Annotated in this window: 14 protein-coding genes and 1 tRNA gene; 10 read left to right on the forward strand and 5 right to left on the reverse strand. The window is 57.6% G+C overall.

The window, feature by feature from the left end; genetic code table 11:
- The first annotated feature begins 1 nt into the window (after position 1).
- The gene (locus AC0V6W_RS14920; RefSeq protein ID WP_486151286.1) at positions 2-820 is read left to right on the forward strand and encodes an inositol monophosphatase family protein; all 819 of its coding nucleotides are present in this window, start codon (positions 2-4) and stop codon (positions 818-820) included.
- A 272-nt stretch (positions 821-1,092) separates the two neighbouring features.
- Here the strand turns inward: AC0V6W_RS14920 and AC0V6W_RS14925 are convergent.
- A tRNA-Leu gene (locus AC0V6W_RS14925) sits at positions 1,093-1,177 on the reverse strand.
- Between the two features lie 172 nt (positions 1,178-1,349).
- Here AC0V6W_RS14925 and AC0V6W_RS14930 point away from each other — a divergent pair.
- Positions 1,350-3,152, forward strand: a complete 1,803-nt coding sequence (locus AC0V6W_RS14930; protein WP_486151288.1) for an SLC13 family permease — start codon at positions 1,350-1,352, stop codon at positions 3,150-3,152.
- Positions 3,153-3,518: 366 nt separating this feature from the next.
- Here the strand turns inward: AC0V6W_RS14930 and AC0V6W_RS14935 are convergent, their stop codons facing one another.
- Positions 3,519-3,704, reverse strand: coding sequence for a hypothetical protein (locus tag AC0V6W_RS14935; protein ID WP_486151290.1), 186 nt, complete (start codon positions 3,702-3,704; stop codon positions 3,519-3,521).
- A 193-nt stretch (positions 3,705-3,897) separates the two neighbouring features.
- Positions 3,898-5,496, reverse strand: a complete 1,599-nt coding sequence (locus AC0V6W_RS14940; RefSeq protein ID WP_486151292.1) for an isocitrate lyase — start codon at positions 5,494-5,496, stop codon at positions 3,898-3,900.
- 152 nt (positions 5,497-5,648) lie between these two features.
- Between AC0V6W_RS14940 and AC0V6W_RS14945 the strand changes: the two genes are divergently transcribed.
- The 6 genes from AC0V6W_RS14945 to AC0V6W_RS14970 all read left to right on the forward strand — a co-directional run bounded on the left by AC0V6W_RS14945 (position 5,649) and on the right by AC0V6W_RS14970 (position 14,570).
- Positions 5,649-6,998: a helix-turn-helix domain-containing protein gene (locus AC0V6W_RS14945; RefSeq protein ID WP_486151294.1), complete on the forward strand. Its 1,350-nt coding sequence runs from the start codon at positions 5,649-5,651 to the stop codon at positions 6,996-6,998.
- Positions 6,999-7,144: 146 nt separating this feature from the next.
- Positions 7,145-8,530: a TIGR03013 family XrtA/PEP-CTERM system glycosyltransferase gene (locus AC0V6W_RS14950; protein WP_486151296.1), complete on the forward strand. Its 1,386-nt coding sequence runs from the start codon at positions 7,145-7,147 to the stop codon at positions 8,528-8,530.
- Positions 8,530-10,686, forward strand: coding sequence for an XrtA/PEP-CTERM system histidine kinase PrsK (prsK, locus tag AC0V6W_RS14955; protein WP_486151298.1), 2,157 nt, complete (start codon positions 8,530-8,532; stop codon positions 10,684-10,686). The genes AC0V6W_RS14950 and prsK overlap by 1 nt, the downstream gene beginning before the upstream one ends.
- On the forward strand, positions 10,686-12,050 hold the full coding sequence (prsR, locus tag AC0V6W_RS14960; RefSeq protein WP_486151300.1) for a PEP-CTERM-box response regulator transcription factor: 1,365 nt from the start codon (positions 10,686-10,688) through the stop codon (positions 12,048-12,050). The genes prsK and prsR overlap by 1 nt, the downstream gene beginning before the upstream one ends.
- Positions 12,034-13,554, forward strand: coding sequence for a tetratricopeptide repeat protein (locus AC0V6W_RS14965; RefSeq protein ID WP_486151302.1), 1,521 nt, complete (start codon positions 12,034-12,036; stop codon positions 13,552-13,554). The genes prsR and AC0V6W_RS14965 overlap by 17 nt, the downstream gene beginning before the upstream one ends.
- 50 nt (positions 13,555-13,604) lie before the next feature.
- On the forward strand, positions 13,605-14,570 hold the full coding sequence (locus AC0V6W_RS14970) for a bile acid:sodium symporter family protein (RefSeq protein ID WP_486151304.1): 966 nt from the start codon (positions 13,605-13,607) through the stop codon (positions 14,568-14,570).
- Between the two features lie 4 nt (positions 14,571-14,574).
- Here AC0V6W_RS14970 and AC0V6W_RS14975 read toward each other — a convergent pair whose 3' ends face one another.
- Both AC0V6W_RS14975 and panB read right to left on the reverse strand, forming a co-directional pair.
- The gene (locus AC0V6W_RS14975) at positions 14,575-15,639 is read right to left on the reverse strand and encodes a DUF475 domain-containing protein (RefSeq protein ID WP_486151306.1); all 1,065 of its coding nucleotides are present in this window, start codon (positions 15,637-15,639) and stop codon (positions 14,575-14,577) included.
- A 38-nt stretch (positions 15,640-15,677) separates the two neighbouring features.
- A complete protein-coding gene (panB, locus tag AC0V6W_RS14980; protein ID WP_486151308.1) occupies positions 15,678-16,550 on the reverse strand; it encodes a 3-methyl-2-oxobutanoate hydroxymethyltransferase in 873 nt (290 codons plus the stop codon).
- Between the two features lie 174 nt (positions 16,551-16,724).
- Between panB and AC0V6W_RS14985 the strand changes: the two genes are divergently transcribed.
- Both AC0V6W_RS14985 and AC0V6W_RS14990 read left to right on the forward strand, forming a co-directional pair.
- On the forward strand, positions 16,725-18,158 hold the full coding sequence (locus AC0V6W_RS14985; RefSeq protein WP_486151310.1) for a sodium-dependent transporter: 1,434 nt from the start codon (positions 16,725-16,727) through the stop codon (positions 18,156-18,158).
- A gap of 103 nt (positions 18,159-18,261) precedes the next feature.
- A complete protein-coding gene (locus AC0V6W_RS14990; protein ID WP_486151312.1) occupies positions 18,262-19,269 on the forward strand; it encodes an ImuA family protein in 1,008 nt (335 codons plus the stop codon).
- Positions 19,270-19,610 lie beyond the last annotated feature (341 nt).

The raw sequence follows: 19,610 nt of genomic DNA on the forward strand, positions 1-19,610 counted from the left end.
GATGAGCATGTTTTCAGGCCTGATCCGCGTGATGGAGCGCGCGGCGCGCAAAGCGGGCGGGCGATTGCGGCGCGATTTTGGCGAAGTTGAGCATTTGCAGGTGAGCCGCAAAGGCCCTGCCGATTTCGTCTCGAAAGCCGATATGCGGTCCGAACGCACGCTCTATGATGAATTGCTCAATGCGCGGCCCGGTTGGGGTTTTGTGCTGGAAGAAGCGGGCATTATCGAAGGCGATGAGGGCAAACCGCGCTGGATTATCGATCCGCTTGATGGGACCAGCAATTTCCTCCACGGTATACCGCATTTCGCGATCAGTATCGCGGTGCAGGAACCTAGACTTGATGGCAAGGGTTGGGGCGAAGTCACTGCTGCAGTTATATATAATCCGATCCTTGATGAAACCTATTGGGCTGAAAAGACGCGCGGTGCATGGTTGCAGGATGCGCGGCTGCGGGTGTCAGCGCGGCGCAATTTGTCCGATGCTCTGATTGCGACCGGCATTCCTTTTGCAGGGCACGGCGACTTTGCCGAATGGAGCCGGATTTTCGGCGCTATCGGCCCCGAAGTTGCGGGCATTCGCCGATTTGGCGCGGCGTCGCTCGACATGGCTTATGTGGCGCAGGGGCGCTTTGATGGCTTTTGGGAAAGCGGATTGAACGATTGGGACACGGCAGCCGGCTGCTTGCTGGTGCGCGAGGCAGGCGGTTTCGTGACCGATTATCGCGGTAGGTCTCAGCCTGTGCATTCCAAACAGGTGCTGGCCGCGAATGATGCGCTGCATTCCAAATTGCACAAGATTTTGGCTGGATCGCTGCGTTAGTTTGTCTTGCGCTCGCCCATCCGGGCGAGCGTCCTCGCTAGATGGCCTCCGCTGCGCTGCGGCCCCGCTGCGGGCGGCCGGTCGGCCTTTCGCCGCCTGCGGCGTCGATCTTGAGCTATCTAACTTCTGTGTTGCGGCGCACGGTCGCGCCTGCGACCGCAAGCGCGACCGCGCGTCCGCAGGTGCCCGGAATGAAATGAAGGAATTGCACCGAGGATGCTCGCCCGGATGGGTGAGCAACAACAAAAACGCATTCTCACATTTTCTGAGAATGGTGCCCCTGGCCCGACTCGAACGGGCACTCCGTTAGGAACTCGATTTTGAGTCGAGCGCGTCTACCAATTCCACCACAGGGGCACTCCTGCATGCGGGAGCCGCGCTGTTAGCGCTCGATGGCGCGACTGGCAAGAACCCAATGATATTGGCCCCCGATTGGGCCGGTAAACGCAAAAACCCGCTTGCCATTCGGCTCATCTGCTGAGACATCGGGAATTGCACACTTATGCTGGACCTTCCCTCTTATCACGCAATGGCCGCAATGGCCGTGACGGTCGCGATGTTCGTTGCCTTTGCGCGTGGACGGATGTCGATTGAGATCATCAGCCTGCTGACGATCGCGGTGATTGCGGTGGGGCTGTATTTCTTCCCGATCCCGACGCTCAATCCAGAAACCGGCCTGATGGAGGAGGCAAGCCCAACCGACGGCCTTGCGCTCGCCTTTGGCGGGTTTGGCCATTACGCGCTGATTACGATCTGTGCGCTGATGATTATGGGCAGGGGGCTGGTCGTGACAGGCGCGTTGGAGCCTGCTGCGCGCATTTTGGAGCGATTGTTCAAGTTCAACCTGCAATTGGGCTTGCTCATATCGCTGATCATCACGCTGCTGCTCTCGATGTTTGTGAACAACACGCCTGTGCTGGTGTTGATGATCCCGATTTTCGCAGCTCTCGCGCACCGCGGCGCGATGGCGACGTCCAAAACGCTGATGCCGTTGAATGCCGCATCGCTGATTGGCGGATTGGCAACCACGATTGGCACTTCGACCAATATTCTGGTGGTTTCCATCGCGGTGGATCTGGGTATGCGGCAAATGGGTGTGTTTGATTTTACGCCGATTGTGCTGCTCGCCGCACTGGTGGCGCTGCCGTATATGTGGCTGGTGATGCCGCGCTTGCTAAAGGATAACCGCACCGAGGCGCAGGCGACAGAGCGGCAGTTTCACACGCGCATGCGGGTTGGCAACACGTCCTCGCTCGCCGGTATGGAAATGGCCGATATCGTCGATAAGCTGCCGAAAGGAATTACCCTGCACGGCGCACTGACGGGCGTTTTGCAACCGCTTCAGCAAATGCACATTTCGGGCAGCCATACCGCGCTCGAGGATGCAACGCGCGAATTGAAAGGGCAATTGGCTCCCAGCTGGGTGCTTGACCGGATCAAACGCACCGCGTCCGCGCAGGATGAAGACGTGATGGTTTACGAAATGACTGTCACTGCCGATAGCCGCCTGATCACGCGCACTTTGCCCAGTTCCGGCATTGCCGATCTTTACAGTGTTGCGGTGCTGGGCATTCACCGGCCAGACCGGCTGCTGGGCGAGAAAGATCAATATTCCGATGGCGGCGATCTGCGTATTGCAGAAGGCGATGTGCTGCTGGTGATGGGGCTTGATGAAGATCTGCAAACCTTCGCCCGCAATGACAGCCTTTTGATCCTGGATGGCGCGCGCGAATTGCCGCGCCGGTCAAAGGCGTTGCTGGCTGCGGCGATCATGGCGTTTTCGGTCACGACAGCGGCGATTGGCCTGTTCCCTATTGCGATTTCGGCGCTGGCTGGATCGATCCTGATGTTTGTGACGGGATGCGTGAAATTTGACCGGGTGGGGCGGGCTTTATCGGGGCAAGTGATCGTGCTGGTTGCGGCCAGTATCGCGATTGGCCGCGTGATTGATGAAAGCGGCGCTGCGGATTGGCTTGGTCAGGCTTTATCGCTGGGGCTGGTCTATTTGCCGCCTGCCCTGGTTTTGGCGGCTGTGATGGCGTTTGTGACTTTCATTACCAATTTCGCCTCCAACGCGACCGCTGCGACTGTGGGCACGCCCATCGCCTTTGGCATATCGGCGCAATTGGGCATTCCGGCTGAACCATTGGTGCTGGCCGTGCTGTTCGGGTGCAATTTGTGTTATGCGACCCCGATTGCTTACCAGACAAACATGCTGATCATGTCCGAAGGGTCGTATGAATTTTCCGATTACATCCGCACCGGCGTGCCGCTGGTGGTGTTGATGGTGACGACCCTGTCTATCCTGCTGGTGCTGTTCTACGGGCTATAGCGCGGCGGGTGAGGGCTTTGGCGGCGGTTCGAGCGCAGCCTTCGCTTTCCTACATATTGCGGATTGTGGCAGCATCGCTGGATGGTTTGCGATGCCTTGTTTCAGCGGATTTTCGGCGCGGTTTTGTGTGCCCGTTCTGGCCTGTTTTGGGCGGGTGACTTTATTGGTCCAGGACCGTGTAACATGCGGTCCATGTCTCAGCTAAGTGCTTGTAATGCTGCGATGTTGGGATTGGAGCGGCAAAGGCTGCGAACGCGGGCGAGTCGCCCATACGATAACGGCCGCCAAAGCAGGGGGTTCACCTGCTTCGACGGCCGCATTCTCCTCCCCAGGAGAACTGGTGTGCCAAGTGGTATGCGCGCAATGCTAGCTGGAAGACGGCACGTAAGTGCCCAGCCGGTGGTGCAATGCGTTGATCTTGGCAAGCTCTTCGCGATCCTCGGTCCCGCGGGCGTGGCTTTCCAAAGCACGGCGGAGCAGCTTCATGTCAGCCGTTGAAAGCAGCGCGCGAGCGCGTGAGGGTTCGCGGTTCGGTGTATCGGTATCGCTCATCGTGTGTCTCTCCGGTCGTCATCCGTATTCGGGCTTGATGGTGTCTAAGCTAATGACGGACGAGTTCGGTTCCCGCAAGGCCAGTCTTACGCTGACCTTGCGGGCCCCCTCTCCAACTGGGCAGGGAACCGGGAAACTGGTTCCCATCCGCTGCGGGTTATGCAGCGGCGAACTGGTTCCCATCCGCTGCGGATCACGCAGCGGCGAACTGGTTCATGGTGTTGTCCTTGCCGCCTGCCTTCAGGGCAGCCTCACCGGCAAAGTACTCCTTGTGATCATCACCGATGTCGCTGCCGGCCATGTTCTGGTGCTTAACGCAGGCGATGCCCTGACGGATCTCCTCGCGCTGCACGTTCTTGACGTAACCGAGCATCGCCTGGTCACCGAAGTACTCCTTGGCAAGGTTATCGGTGCTGAGCGCGGCGGTGTGGTAAGTCGGCAAAGTGATGAGGTGGTGGAAGATGCCAGCGCGTTTCGCTGCATCAGACTGGAAAGTGCGGATGCGCTCATCAGCCTCAATTGCGAGATCGGTGCCGTCATAGTCGATGCTCATCAAGCCAGCGCGGTCATAGGCGGACACGTCCTTGCCAGCCTGCTCCCATGCGTCGAACACCTGCTGGCGGAAGTTGAGCGTCCAGTTGAAGCTGGGCGAGTTGTTGTAGACAAGCTTGGCATTGGGGACGACTTCGCGCACCCGGTCAACCATGCCCGCGATCTGCTCAACGTGCGGTTTCTCGGTTTCGATCCACAGCAGGTCGGCGCCGTTCTGGAGCGATGTGATGCAATCCAGAACGCAGCGGTCTTCGCCTGTGCCTGGTTTGAACTGGAACAGGTTCGAAGGCAGACGCTTGGGCGACATCAGCTTGCCATCGCGGCTGATGAAGACCTGACCATTGGTGACGTTTGCAGGGTCAACCTCGTCGCAATCGATAAACGCGTTGTACTGATCGCCGAGATCGCCGGGCTCTTTGGAGAATGCGATCTGCTTGGTCAGGCCGGCCCCGAGCGAATCGGTGCGGGCAACGATGACACCATCATCAACGCCCATTTCAAGGAAAGCGTGGCGGCAAGCGCGGATCTTCTGGATGAAGTCCTCGTGCGGAACGGTGACTTTGCCATCCTGGTGGCCGCACTGTTTCTCGTCCGAAACCTGGTTCTCGATTTGCAAAGCGCACGCGCCCGCTTCGATCATCTTCTTGGCAAGAAGGTAAGTTGCCTCTGCATTGCCGAAGCCTGCATCAATATCAGCAATTATGGGAACGACGTGGGTTTCGTAATTGTCGATGGCGTTCTCAAGCCGTTTGGCTTCAACAGCATCGCCGTTCTCGCGAGCGGTGTCGAGATCGCGGAACATGCCGCCAAGCTCGCGCGCATCAGCTTGCTTAAGGAAGGTGTAGAGCTCTTCGATAAGCGCGGGAACGCTGGTCTTTTCGTGCATGCTCTGATCGGGAAGCGGACCAAACTCGCTGCGAAGGGCGGCCACCATCCAGCCGGAAAGGTAGAGGTAGCGCTGTTTGGTGGAGCCGAAGTGCTTCTTGATCGAGATCATCTTCTGCTGAGCAATGAATCCGTGCCAGCAGCCCAGCGACTGGGTGTAATTGGCGGGATCTGCATCATAGGCTTCCATATCGGCGCGCATGATCTTGGCAGTGTATTTCGCAATATCGAGCCCGGTGGGGAAGCGGTTTTGCAAAACCATGCGAGCCGCACTTTCAGGATCGATCGCGCGCCATGCATGGCCGTTTGCATCGACCAGTTCGCGCATTTGTGTGATTTGCTGAGTGTAAGTCATGGGAGATCTCCTATCTGATTCTGGGGAGTGAATGAGGCTCTGATGGACTGTTGCAGCGCAGCGAAACAGAGAAAGTTACAAGATATCTTGTCGATATCGGCAAATCAGGCGTTAATCTTGTGTAAGATTGTAAATGTATTTACAAAGATAGCATGGTTGAAAACGCACTTCTTGCTGGTCCTGCATTGCGCCGATTGCGCAAGCGCGAGGGCCTCACTCAGGCTGCAATGGCCAATGCGCTGGGCATTTCTCCCAGCTATCTCAACCTGATAGAGCGGAACCAGCGCCCTGTTTCTGCGCGCGTTCTGGTGCAAACGATAGAGCGGTTCGACTTTGATCCGCGATCCTTGCGCGAAGACGAATCGATAGGCGGTGCGGACGGATTGGCGCGGCGATTGGCGGACAAGCGCTTTACTGATCTGGGGATTGACCGGGAAGAAGTGCACGAATTCCTCGCTGCCGCGCCGCAAGCCGCTGCTGCCTTTGCAAGGCTTTATGACAACGCAGGCGCACCATCGGTTCGATCAGAAGATCCCCTGGCAGAGGCGCGATCGGCAGTCGAGCGGTGGCAAAACCACTTTGCCGACCTTGATCACTCGGCTGAAGCTTTGTCGGAGACTCTCCGCCTTTCCCACGGCGATATCAGCGCCGCGCTAAGCGAACGGTTGCGCGAAAAGCACCAGCTGTCGGTCAGGGTGCTGCCAACAGAAGTGATGCCGGGCATCGTTCACAGGCTCGATCTGCATGCCCGGCAATTGCAATTGTCCGAGATGCTGCCGGGCGCTGCCCGACGCTTTCAAATTGCCCGCCAGATTGGCAGTCTTGAAATGCGAGACGAGATTGAGGCGCTAGTCGCGGGTGCCAATTTGCGCTCTGATGAAGCCTATGATCAGTTTCGCGAGCATGTGACTGACTATGTCGCGGGCGCTTTGTTGATGCCGTATCGGCGGTTTCTAAGAGCATGCGAGCAAACGGCGTATGATGTGAACATCCTCCAGCGCCGGTTCGCTTCCAGCTTTGACCAAGTGGCACAGCGCCTCACAACGCTGCAAAGGGTGGGTGAACGCGGCCTACCGTTTTTCAGTGCGCGGTTTGGCAGAACAGGGCGCATGGTGTCCTATACAGCCGGGGCGAGCGGAGCGCTGTATCCGCTTGATGGTGCGCGATGGCCTGCCTGGGCGCCTTACGCAGCGTTTGAAAGTCGCGGCACTTTGCTTACCCAAGCCGTGACTTTTGGCGAAGGGGAGGCATCGCCCAAACACTGGTTCACCATGGCGCGCACTGTCGAAGTTGACGGAGTTGCCTGCTCTGCTCGAAAAGCGATCGTACTGGGGCTTGAGGCGCGTTTTGCGGGTGAATTGGCACAGGCGCGCGGCGTATCGCTTGACCGCGATGATGCGTTGCCGCTGGGTGTCGGCTGTCCCCGCTGCGGACGCATGGATTGCCTGACTCCATCACCCGAACGGATTGCGGGCAGCGATAGGCGACGCCAAAAGCGTTAGCCTGCAACATGATTTAGCGCACATTTTACCTAACGAAACGTGCATCTTCACAGCCATGTTACAAGGGTGTAAAGTTTACCGACACTTAAACAGTGCCGCCTATTAGGCACGCTAATAACAAACCTCGTGAGCGTCGCACCAGACCAATGATCAGACTGTTCAAACACTATATTCCTCATGCTGTGCTGCTTCTCGGCCTGCTGGATCTTGTCCTGCTGATCTTCGCAAGCGAAGCGGCGTGGCATTTGCGAGCCTATCAGATTGAGATGGAAGTCGGGCCACTGACCCAGCGTTGGGTTCCGATTATCGGTTCAGCTGTGGTGGTGTGGCTCGCGATGATTGCAGTGGGAGTTTATGGGCCGATCGCGCTTCGCTCTTTGCGGTTTGCAGGCGCGCGGCTCTTGGTGGCGATCAGCCTCGGTATCATCGCGCTTGCATTTATTGATTTTCTCCTGCCGGAAAGCACGTTCTGGCGATCCACATTGCTGTATTCGATGGGCTTTTCCACGTTAGTCCTGGTGGTGGATCGCTTGTTGTTGACCAGTTTCCTCGGCTCAACTGCGTTCAAGCGACGCGTGATGGTTTTGGGTGCAGGTGACCGGGCGGAACGCTTGCGCAAGCTTAGCGAAAGACCGGAGAGCGGATTTACGACCGTGTCGTTCATCGCGATGAGCGAAAGCGAAAAAGGTGTTTCTGAAGCGATCCCGCGCGAAGCCGTGCATGATTTGGCGCAATTTGTTGAAAATTTGGGCGTTAGCGAAGTTGTTCTCGCCATGCAGGAGCGGCGCAAGGCTCTGCCTTTAAGAGACTTGCTACGGCTCAAGACCAAGGGCGTTCACATCAATGATTTCTCTAGCTTTATTGAGCGCGAAACGGGGCGTGTTGATCTTGAAACGGTTAATCCGAGTTGGTTGATTTTCTCCGATGGGTTTTCGTCAGGCCGTATGTTCTCCAGCGCTGCCAAAAGATTGTTCGACATAGTGGCCAGTTGCTTGCTTTTGGCGCTCACTTTCCCGCTGATCCTGATTTTCGCCATTCTGGTAAAACTGGACAGCAAAGGCCCTGCATTTTTCCGTCAGCAGCGCGTTGGACTGTTTGGTGAGACGTTTGAGCTGATCAAATTGCGCTCCATGCGCACCGATGCCGAAAAAGACGGGGCGAAATGGGCAGAGAAAGACGATCCGCGCGTCACGCGCATCGGCAGCTTTATTCGAAAAGTCAGAATTGATGAATTGCCCCAAACTTGGAGCGTGTTGCAAGGCAATATGAGCTTTGTCGGGCCGCGTCCCGAAGTTCCGCAGTTCGTCAACGATCTGGAAAAAGACATCCCGTTCTACAGCGAGCGGCATATGGTAAAGCCGGGCATTACGGGGTGGGCGCAAATCAATTACCCGTATGGCGCGTCAATCGAAGACAGCCGCAAAAAGCTCGAATATGATCTGTATTACGCAAAGAATTACACCCCGTTTCTGGATTTTGTAATTCTGCTGCAAACCGTGCGCGTTATCCTGTGGCCTGAGGGCGCGCGGTGATGACTGGCGCGTTCGGCATTCCTTTGGATTTGGCGACGGCCTGCGCAATAGCGGGCGCCGTCTTCAGTGGTGCTGCCGCCTTGTGGATTGTGCGGTTCGGAGATCGCAAACGGGTTGACCGCGCTGCGGCAATGGCAGTGGCTTTTATGACGGCTTTGTGGTGCGTTTTGGGCGCATCCCTGGGTTTTGGTGAACCGGCCACAATGCTGGCGGAAACCTGCCGCAACCTCGCCATGATCGCCGTGATTTTTCGTCTGTTTTCGGTCGACGGGCGCGATGAAAGTCTGAAGCCGACGCGCCCCGTCCTGATCTCGCTTGCGCTGGTGCAGCTGTTCCAGCCCGTTCTGGTCATTATCGATCAGCGCATGACCGGCGTGCGAGAGATTTCCGCGTTGGTATTCGAAGCGGGCACATTGCTTTCGATGCTGGTGGCAATTGGCGCGTTGGTGTTGCTGCACAATCTGTATGTCGGCGCAGCAGCCGGGTCGCGCCGTGTTTTGCGCTGGAGCGCTATTGGGCTGGCGGGCATCTTTGCATTTGACCTCAACCTTTACACACTGGCCTATCTGGTGGGCGAACAGCCTGCATTGCTTGGTGCGCTGAGGACGGTTGTCAGCGGTGTCCTTACACTGGCTTTGGCATTCGGTTCCAGCGCGAAAAGCGCGAGCCGCAATTTCAACCCCTCGCGCGCGGTGACCTTCCAGACCTTATCGCTGCTGGTGATTGGCAGTTATCTGCTTGCGATGGTAATGATAACGCGCTCGCTAGCCTTTCTGGGCGGCGATATTGCGCGCGCCAGTCAGATTGTTTTCATCGTGCTGGCCGTGCTCTTTGCGATTGTTTGGCTTCCCTCGCCAAAACTGCGCGCGTGGCTGCGCGTTACTGCGACCAAACATCTGTTCCAGCACCGCTATGATTACCGTGAGGAATGGCTGCGCTTTACTCACACTATGGGGCGCAGCGCTAGCAATGGACCGAGTTTTCACGAACGCTCAGTCAAAGCGATTGCGGACATTACAGAGAGCCCCGCCGGGCTGCTTCTAACGCCCAATGAAGAGGCCGAGCTGGAGCTGACGGCGCGGTGGAACTGGGCAACCATCGAGGTGCCGGCCAATGCTGGCCCACATGACCTGTCCACCTTATTGGAGCGTCACAGCCACATTCTTGATCTGGACGAGACGCGCAGCGGGATTGATCGGCATGGAGAGCTTGCGCATGTTCCCACGTGGCTGACGCAGGCCAATGATGCGTGGGCGCTCGTCCCGCTAATTCACTTTGACCGATTGGTTGGCGCTATTGTTCTTGCGCGGCCTCGGATTGAGCGGCGTCTTGATTGGGAAGACTTTGATCTTTTGCGGGTCGCTGGCCAACAGCTTGCCAGCTATCTGGCAGAGCAGACGGGACAGCAAGCGCTGATGGATGCGAGCCGTTTTGATGAATTTAACCGCCGCATGGCTTTTGTAATGCACGACATCAAGAACCTCGCAAGTCAGATGTCGCTGCTTGCCACCAATGCGCAAAAGCACGCTGACAACCCCGCCTTTCGCAAGGACATGCTGGTTACCTTGCGCAATTCATCCGATAAACTGACAGCGCTGCTGGCGCGTTTGGGACGTTACGGTTCGGGGCAGGCGAAAGCCCCAGTGAGAACGGATCTCGTTAAAATCGCGCGCATTCTGCGGGGGCGATTTGAGCAAGGGCATCCCGTCACAGTCAACAGAAGCGCAGAAGTTCTGGTGCTTGCCGATCCTGAAGCATTGGAACAAGCGCTCATCCACCTTGTGCAAAACGCGGTTGATGCGAGTGAGGCTGGCGCACCTGTTGCGATCAACGTGCGGCAAGAGGGTTTGTCGGGGCTGCTCGATGTCGTCGATACAGGATCGGGAATGACACCTGAATTCGTTCGCTCAGGTCTGTTCAAGCCGTTCGTTTCATCCAAACAGGGCGGGTTCGGCATTGGCGCGTTTGAAGCGCGCGAAATGATCAAAGCGATGGGCGGCCGGGTCGCGGTGGAATCGCGCGAAGGATTGGGCACACGCTTCACCATTTCGCTGCCTCTCGCAGAGACGGCTGGGCTTTTGCAAGCTGAAGAGCAAATGCAGTCGCCCGTTACAAATCCAAACCCAATACCCCCACATTCCAATGAGGTTGCATAATGACCAATAAGAAACCCACTTTGCTGGTGGTGGAGGATGATGAAGGTCTCCAGGCACAGCTGAAATGGGCCTATGACGATTTCGAAGTTGTCATAGCTGGCGACCGCGAGAGCGCGATCAACGCCCTGCGCAGCGAAACGCCGGCGGTCATGACGCTCGATCTTGGGCTTCCGCCTGACCCGGATGGCACAACCGAAGGCTTTGCGGTGCTGGATGCGGTGATGGAATTAAAGCCTGACACCAAAGTCATCGTCGCGAGCGGCCATGGCGCACGCGAAAGCGCGTTGCAGGCGATTGAGCGGGGCGCGTATGATTTCTACCAGAAGCCTGTTGATATTGACGCGCTGGGCCTGATTGTGCGGCGTGCATTCAATCTGCACCAGATCGAAGAAGAAAACCGCCGCCTCGTCAATCACGCAGCAGAAGACAACACGGTCTTGGGCCGCTTGATTACGGGCGCGCCTGAAATGATGAAAGTCGCCCGAACGATCGAGCGGGTTTCGAAGACGAGCGTGTCAGTCATGCTGCTTGGCGCAAGCGGTACGGGCAAAGAATTACTGGCCCAAGGCTTGCATGATGTCAGCGACCGCGCGGATGGACCGTTTGTTGCAATCAATTGCGCTGCGATCCCGGAAAACTTGCTCGAAAGCGAATTGTTCGGCCATGAAAAGGGCGCTTTTACAGGGGCTGTCAAAACCACCGAAGGCAAGATTGAAAGCGCGAACGGCGGCACGTTATTCCTTGATGAGGTAGGGGATATTCCGCTGCCTTTGCAGGTGAAATTGCTGAGGTTTTTGCAGGAACGCACGATTGAGCGGATCGGCGGGCGCAAAACCATCGCGGTGGACACGCGCATCGTTTGCGCTACCCACCAAGACGTTGAAACAATGATCAGTGAGGGCACCTTTCGCGAGGATCTGTTCTACCGCCTCGCGGAAATCGTCGTGCGCATTCCCGGCCTTGCGGAACGCTATGGCGATGCCGTCTTGCTCGCGAAAGCGTTCCTCAAACGGTTTGCAAAGGAAATGAACCCGTCGGTCACAGGCTTTGCCACCGATGCTCTTAGCGCGATTGACGCGCATGAATGGCCAGGCAATGTTCGCGAACTGGAAAACCGGGTTAAGCGCGCGGTCATTATGGCAGAAGGCAAACTGGTTCATGCAGAGGATCTGGATTTCGGCGGAGACGATGAAGAAGACAGCGAAGTGCTCAACCTGAAAGCTGCGCGCGAACAGGCGGACAGGCGCGTTATCCGCCATGCTTTGGCCCGAAGTGAGGGCAACATTTCCAGCACTGCAAAACTGCTGGGGATCAGCCGTCCGACATTGTATGATCTGCTCAAGCAATATGACCTTAGTGCGTAAATCTGTCTCTTTGCCGTCTGGCGTCATCGCCGCTGTATTGTTGGCCGCGGGCTTAGCTGCGTGCTCGTTTGACGAGGCCGAACTGGTCCCGCCCGCCGCAGCGCAGCAGGCTGATGACAGCGAGGTCGCGCTGACCATCCGCACGGCTGAAACTGAAATGCGTGATGGCAATCTGGCAGAAGCGGGTCGTTTGCTGGATGATGCGCGCGCTGGAAATCCTGAAAACCCCGCGGTCTGGGTGGCAATCGCCCGGCTGCGCTTTCGCGGCGGGGAACATCTTAGCGCGATTGCGGCGGCTGACCGGGCGCTTGAGCTGGGGCCGGGATATGCTCCTGCACTTTTGATGCGCGGGCAATTGGTCCGCGATGCCAATGGCCTGTATGAAAGCCTGATTTGGTTTGAAGCGGCGGTTGAAGCGGACCCAACAAATGCTGAAGCAGTGGGGGAATACGCTGCCACTTTAGGCGATCTTGGTCAGAACCAGCAAATGCTGAAAGTGGTGCGGCAGCTTGCCGAAATTGAACCAGAAAACGATCAGGCACTCTATCTTCAGGCGGTCCTGGCCGCGCGCGCTGGCGAGCCTGTGATGGCGCAGAGCCTGCTGGAACGCAGCGAATGGCGGGAGATTGGCATCCCGGCTGCTATGCTGCTGGGCGCCGTTATCGATATGGAGCAGGGCAATGCCGATACTGCGACCGAAACTCTTGCTCAGCTTGCCAAACGTCAGCCGGCCAACAGCCGAGTGCGTGAACTGTATGCGCGGGCTTTGTGGCAAGCGGGCCGGGATGAAAAGCTGATCGAAGAACTGACCCCAGCGATCGAGCAGCCCGATGCCTCTGCTTATCTCACCATGTTGGTGGGCCGCGCGCATGAGAGGCTGGGAAACCGCGCAGCTGCAGCGCCTTTGATCGCCAAAGCATATCGGGATCAAAAATCAGGCTGGGGCGTGCTGTCCAGTGAAGCGGTGCTTGGTGGAAACCTGCCAGCGCCTACCAAACCAATCCGCATGGCCATAGCGTCCGGCGAGATTGCGGCGGCGGGTACGCAGGCGGCGCAATTAAAGCAGCGATTTGATCAGTCGGCTGATATTCTTGCACTTGCAGGGGATGCGGCTCTGGCTCAGGGCAATGCCGCGCGCGCCCTAGACAATTACAGCGAAAGCGCGCGAGTGCGCCGTCCATGGCCTATGGCCCGCAAGATTGTCGCAGCTTTGCGCAGCGCCGGCGAAGACCGAGCGGCGGACAATCTACTATCGCGCTATGCCTTGGGCGATCCGCGTAATGCTGATGCGGTAGTCGCGGTGCTGCGCAGCGCATTCGCGAAAGAAGAATGGGAGCGCTGTGCGCTGCTTGCTGATTATGCGATTGCGCTTGGTGCGGGTCAGGGCCACAGCGTGCTGACGATGCGGATTGATGCGGCGCGCGCGATGGGTGACGATGATGCTATGGCCCGATACGAAGCTTTGCTGCAAGCTGTGCGTCCATCCAAGCTGGTCCGCAATTAGCCCGGGCTGGCTCGACAAAATCATAAACGCGCTGCAAGGAACTTGGCCTGATGCGAGGCCTGCTTTCCAAATTTTCAGATCCCATGATTGTCATGCTGCTGGCAGCGATTGTGCTTGCCAATATTTGGCCTGCCATCGGCGAGCAACGCGAGAGTGCGCAGTGGGTCGCCAATAGCGGGGTGTTCGTCCTGTTCTTGGTGAACGGGATGCGGATCAAGCGCTCTGAAATCCTGGCGGGTTTTGCAAATTGGCGTTTCTTCGCGCCTTTGATGGCATGGGTGTTTGGCGCAATGGCGTTTGCGGGGCTGGGCCTCTCAAAATTTGCAGTCTTGTATCTCGACCCCAGGATTGCGCTGGGGTTTCTGTTCCTTGGATGTCTGCCGTCCACTATTCAGTCAGCCACCAGTTACACGACGCTGGCAGGCGGCAATATTGCTTTATCCGTGGTTGGCGCGGCGCTTATCAATATCGCAGGTTTATTTGTCACCGCACCGCTTTTCGCATTGCTCGGCGGAGGGGAAGCAAGCGCGCTAGGCAATGAGGTAATCCAGCGGATTGGTCTGATCCTGCTGCTGCCATTTGTCATAGGGCAGTTGGTGCAGGGATGGACGTACAACTGGGTGACCGCTCGCAAGACCAATATCGCATGGCTTGACCGCAGTGTGATTGCGATCCTTGTCTACGCCGCCTTTTCGAGCGCGATTGAGCAAGGTCTCGCGACCATGTTCACGCCGATGAGCGCGTTGCTGCTGGTCGCAATTTCAACCGTGTTTATGCTGGCAGCCAATGCACTATGCTGGGCGGTGAGCGGGATGCTGAATTATCCGCGCGCTGATCGGATCGCCTTCCTTTTTGCAGGAGCGCAAAAGAGCGTAGCAATTGGAGCGCCCCTTGCTGCCATCATGTTTCCGCCCGAGCTTGCCGGTTTTGTGATCGCGCCCTTGCTGCTGTATCACCTGCTGCAATTGGTGTTTGCAGCTCCGCTCGCCGCGCATTTTAGGCAGCAAGCCGCCTGAAGGGTCAGATCGTGCCCTCTGCCTCTTCGGGATGGCGTTTGTTGTAGCGGATCGACCACCACAGCGAGACCCCGATCAAAGTCGCGCCCAACAGGCCAGTGATCGTTTCGGGAATGTGATAACGTGCTGACACCAGCATGATGATGCCAAGCGCGATGATCGCCCAAAACGCCCCATGTTCCAGATAACGATATTGCGCCAAAGTCCCGGTTCTCACCAGGTGCACTGTCATTGAACGCACGAACATCGCGCCCACAGACAGCCCGAGCGCGATCACGATCATATTGTTCGATAGCGCAAAGGCACCGACGACCCCGTCAAAGCTGAAGCTTGCATCAAGCACTTCTAGATAGAGAAATCCGCCAAGACCTGAACGCACAATCTCGCCGGCGGCTTTCTTGCGAGCCTCGCGCTGTTCGATAAGCGCGCCCAGCGCATTGACGCCGATGTAAGTGACAAGGCCAAGCAACCCCGCAGTGAGGAATGTCAGAGCATCGTCAGCGGTCAAAAGGGTCGACACTCCGTAAAGTAGCGCCAAGACAAGACCGATCTCAATGGCAGGGACGGTGGAAAATTTGCTGATCGCGCGTTCGATTGACGCGATCCAGTGAACGTCCTTGTCCTCTTCAAAGAAGAAGGTCAGCCCGACCATGGCGAGGAATGCTCCGCCAAATCCTGCAATGCCGATATGTGCGCTGGCGACGAGGCGCTCATATTCCTCGGGGTTGCCCAGCGACAGTTCGATAGCTTGTATAGGGCCGATATTCGCAGCGATGGATACAATCGCGATGGGAAAAACAATGCGCATCCCGAACACCGCGATCAGTATGCCGATGGTGAGGAACCGCTGTTGCCAAACCGGGTCCATATCACGCAGCACGGTCGCGTTGACGACAGCGTTGTCGAAACTGAGCGACACTTCGAGAATGGAAAGCACAATCACGATCCATAGCAGCGATAATGTGCCCGTTATTGTGCCTGTGCTGGCCCAGCCATACCATGCGGCCAGTCCCAAGCAGGCTGCGGTAAACAGCAGCGAAGTGAAGTAGTATCGCATCAGCACTTGCATCAGCAAATCAGCTTTCTTTTGGAGAGAATTTGAAAGGGTCAGTCTTTGGGTTGATAAGTCTGATCTTCACCGGGGAAAGACCGTTCGCGCACTTCTGCCGCGTAGCTTGCCACGGTTTTGTCGATCACGCCTGCAATGTCCTCATAACGTTTCACGAACCGGGGGACACGCTCAAACATGCCAAGCATGTCTTCGGTAACCAGAACCTGCCCATCGCACTGGGCCGACGCGCCAATGCCGATAGTGGGGCACGATACCGCTTTGGTTGCAGTGATAGCGATGGGTTCGACAACCCCTTCGATCACGATCGCAAATGCGCCAGCCTGATCGAGCGCGATGGCATCGCTGACAATCTTGTCTGCTTCGCTGTCAGATCGCCCACGCGCTGCATAGCCGCCCAGCACATTAACTGCCTGCGGGGTGAGGCCAACGTGACCCATGACCGGGATGCCTCTGGAATTGAGAAAGTCGACAGTCGGTGCCATCGCTTCGCCGCCTTCGAGTTTGACAGCAGCGGCGCCGGTTTCCTTGAGCAGATATGCCGCGCTTTCAAATGCCTGTTCGGGCGAGCTTTCGTAAGAGCCAAATGGCATGTCAACCACGACGACGGAATGATACGAACCGCGCACAACTGCAGCGCCATGATTGGCCATCATCTCAAGGGTTACAGGGATCGTGGAGGGCAGGCCATAAATCACTTGCCCCAGCGAATCCCCCACCAAAAGCAGATCGCAATGGGCGTCCAGCAATTGCGCCTGACGCGCGGTGTAGGCGGTGAGCATAACCAGCGGCTGCTCGGTCACACCATCCTTTTTGCGCGCCCGAATGCGCGGCACAGTCAGGCGGCGCATGGGTTTGGGCGTGGGGTTGGCTCTGCTGGTGCTCGTATCGAGCTCGAATGTGGTCGACATGGGTGAAGCGTTTAGCGGCGGGCTGCGGCAAAGGCAAAGGTCGTGTCTGGGGGCGCTTAGGAAAGGCGCAGGAACGCAATCGCATTGGCTCTTGGCGCGGGCGCAATTTTCTTGCAGGAAGGCAGGATACGGGACAGCGCGCCGGGGATGCGCTTTACAAGGGACTTTTCAAACATGGTAGCAGCATCCGGTTCACCAGCACGCGAAGGCTGGTCATCGCGCAGTGCGTTCATTTTGGCGGCTGTGGGCGCAGCAGTTGGGCTGGGGAATGTTTGGCGGTTTCCCACACTGGCCGGCGAAAATGGCGGCGGAGCTTTTGTGCTGTTTTATGTCGCCTGCGTGTTTCTGCTTGGTCTTCCGCTTGTCATCTCAGAGATTTTTCTGGGCCGCACCGGTCAAGATGACGCGGTGAGTTCTATCCGCAAGGTTGCAGAAAAATCGGGCGTGTCTGGCAAATGGTCGCTGTTTGGTTTGATGGGCGTTATCGCAGCGTTTCTCATCGTCTCGTTCTATTCAGTGGTTGCGGGGTGGGTGCTCTATTATGCAGGTGTGATGGGCGGTGATTTTGTCAGCGCTCTTTTCGCCGGAGATCCTCTTCGCGGTGCGTTGGTGGGGCAAAGCCAGGAAGCTATTCAGGGCCGCATGGGCGACTTGTTTGCCAACCCTGTGCTGCTTTTGTCGATGCATTTCGTCTTTATGGGCGTGACGCTCTTTATCGTTGCGCGCGGTATTGGATCGGGGATTGAGACCGCCGCTACTGTGCTTATGCCAATGTTCTTTGTGCTGCTGGTGTGCATCACCATTTACGGTGCGTTTGCAGGCAATATGGGCGATGCGGTTGCGTTTCTGTTCACGCCTGACTGGTCTAAACTAACCCCTCAAGTGATGAACACGGCACTAGGACAGGCTTTGTTCTCGCTGTCTTTGGGGGTTGCTGGGCTCATTACCTATGGTTCTTATATCAAAGGGTCCGGCGGGCTTGGGCCTACATCCTTGACGATTGCTTTTGCTGATACCGGCGTGGCTTTGCTGGCGGGGATGATGATCTTCCCGATTGTGTTTGCCGTTGGTCTTGATCCAGCAGCGGGCCCGACTTTGGTGTTCCAGACATTGCCGTTTGCGTTCCAGACGATGCCTGCTGGCGCGCTGATCGGATTTTTGTTTTTTGTGCTGATCTTGGTTGCGGCGGTGACCAGTTCGATTTCGCTGCTCGAAGTCCCAACTGCCTGGGGAATTGGCGAGCTGGGGTGGAGCCGGACTAAGTCTTCTCTGGTGTTTGGCGGAGCAGCGTTTTTGATCGGTATTGCGTGTTTGCTCGGCTACAACGTGTGGGCAGATGTGCGCTTGCTTGGTTTCTGGCCGCTGTTTGCAGAGACGGATATTCTCGATACGGTCGATGGCTTTACAGGCAAAGTTATGCTGCCTTTGGGAGCGTTCTTCACGGCTATTTTTGTAGGCTGGCGCGCGGATCGCAGATTGGTCGAAGAAAAGACGGGATTGTCTGGCTTTTGGTTGAATGTGTGGCGGTTTCTGATCGCGTGGTTATGCCCGCTGGCGGTGGGGACCATTTTGGTCACAGGCCTTTTCCCGCAAATATTGGGCGGCTGATTTTTGGCGGCGATTGGGGGCGATAATCCCGTTGCAATCGCTTGCCATGTGTGGAACATAATGGGAACAGATAGGACTCTCGTGAGTCTTTCAAGCCGTTCCTATGACACAACCAGCACGCTCCTTTGGCGCTGATGCGCTTCATCCGTTTCCTGTTCCCTTGCGCGCGAAAAGCAGGGGCGCTTCTGCGCGGTTGTCGCTGCGTTTGCCTGTTAGCTATTCTGCCAGAGATGCCACTGCGCTTGCTCGAAAGCGGGAGGGGCGCTGGCAGCCGGGGCTGGCTGATCAGGCGCTGCATAATGAGGTTTTCGCAGGCACCAACAATGCCAGCGGGGTAGGGGCGGCGCTGTGTTTGGCGAGCGATTTCCTGCGCAAGCCGCAGCTAGGCGGTGCCTCCCTGGCAGAGGCGGAAAACCACCGGCCAATCTTGTGGGTGCAGGAAGCGCGCGCAATCCAGCGCAGCGGCCGGCCCTTTCTCCACGGGTTCCCGCGCGCTTGGCAAAGCCGGGTGATCCATGTCGAAGCGGAGACGGTGAAAGATGTTCTGTTTGCGCTGGAGGAAGGGCTGAAATGCCGCGATCTTGCTTGCGTGATGGGGGAAGTTGTCGGCAATCCGCGCGCGCTTGATTTCACCGCTTCGCGCCGGTTGAGCCTGACAGCGCAGAAGCATGGTGTTCCGCTGTGGCTGGTGCGGCTGGATGCGGAGGCTGACCTGTCTTCGGCGCGGATGCGCTGGCGGGTTTGCAGCGCGCCTTCCGCTCCCCGTCCAAGGGCTTTTTCGCAGATCAGAGGGGTGAATTTTCACGCTCCCGGACCGCCTGCCTGGCAGGCTGAATTGTTTCGCGCGAGGGGGTATTTGCCTGGAAAATGGATTTTACAAGATGATGAAGTACATGCTGGAGAGCCCGGTTTTACCAACTTTTCCACCGGGCATCTTATTGCCCGCGATCCCGATTTTGGCGAATCCAACATTCGCGAATCCAACATGCCAAAATCCAACATCCCCAGGCCCAATATCGGCGAACTCACGCCAGGCTGCGCCGCGCCGCATTCTCGCTATCTGGTTCGTGCAACTGTCGGTCGATCGCTGGCAGCTTTCGCTCGGATGTGAGGCGGGGGAGGGGGCGGATACGGCCCCCGCTGCGCCGCCCCCCACCACGCCGCCGCCCTCGACCGCGCGCTCTCCCACCACGCCCCCGACCGCTGCACCGCCCACCGCGCCGCCGCCTACCGCGCGCGGCCCTATTGGCCTGTCCCCCACCGCGCCGTCCCCCACCGCGCCCCAGTCCACCGCTCTGCCGCCAACCACGCACGGTCCTATTGGTCCGGCTCCTAGTGCGCGCGCGCCTACCACGCCCCAGCCCACCGCGCCGCCCCCCACAGCTCTCCCCCCACAGCTCTCCCCCCAACCGCTCTCATCGCCGAGACCGCGCATGGTTTGCGGGTTGAGGC

The organism is Erythrobacter sp. JB1-7 (assembly GCF_057365015.1).

Excerpts from the sequence above, each read along its gene's own strand:
- AC0V6W_RS14920 (WP_486151286.1), top strand. The coding sequence starts at position 2 with ATGAGCATGTTTTCAGGCCTGATCCGCGTGATGGAGCGCGCGGCGCGC.
- AC0V6W_RS14930 (WP_486151288.1), top strand. The coding sequence starts at position 1,350 with ATGGCCGCAATGGCCGTGACGGTCGCGATGTTCGTTGCCTTTGCGCGT.
- AC0V6W_RS14935 (WP_486151290.1), bottom strand. The coding sequence starts at position 3,704 with ATGAGCGATACCGATACACCGAACCGCGAACCCTCACGCGCTCGCGCG.
- AC0V6W_RS14940 (WP_486151292.1), bottom strand. The coding sequence starts at position 5,496 with ATGACTTACACTCAGCAAATCACACAAATGCGCGAACTGGTCGATGCA.
- AC0V6W_RS14945 (WP_486151294.1), top strand. The coding sequence starts at position 5,649 with ATGGTTGAAAACGCACTTCTTGCTGGTCCTGCATTGCGCCGATTGCGC.
- AC0V6W_RS14950 (WP_486151296.1), top strand. The coding sequence starts at position 7,145 with ATGATCAGACTGTTCAAACACTATATTCCTCATGCTGTGCTGCTTCTC.
- prsK (WP_486151298.1), top strand. The coding sequence starts at position 8,530 with ATGACTGGCGCGTTCGGCATTCCTTTGGATTTGGCGACGGCCTGCGCA.
- prsR (WP_486151300.1), top strand. The coding sequence starts at position 10,686 with ATGACCAATAAGAAACCCACTTTGCTGGTGGTGGAGGATGATGAAGGT.
- AC0V6W_RS14965 (WP_486151302.1), top strand. The coding sequence starts at position 12,034 with ATGACCTTAGTGCGTAAATCTGTCTCTTTGCCGTCTGGCGTCATCGCC.
- AC0V6W_RS14970 (WP_486151304.1), top strand. The coding sequence starts at position 13,605 with ATGCGAGGCCTGCTTTCCAAATTTTCAGATCCCATGATTGTCATGCTG.
- AC0V6W_RS14975 (WP_486151306.1), bottom strand. The coding sequence starts at position 15,639 with ATGCAAGTGCTGATGCGATACTACTTCACTTCGCTGCTGTTTACCGCA.
- panB (WP_486151308.1), bottom strand. The coding sequence starts at position 16,550 with ATGTCGACCACATTCGAGCTCGATACGAGCACCAGCAGAGCCAACCCC.
- AC0V6W_RS14985 (WP_486151310.1), top strand. The coding sequence starts at position 16,725 with ATGGTAGCAGCATCCGGTTCACCAGCACGCGAAGGCTGGTCATCGCGC.
- AC0V6W_RS14990 (WP_486151312.1), top strand. The coding sequence starts at position 18,262 with ATGACACAACCAGCACGCTCCTTTGGCGCTGATGCGCTTCATCCGTTT.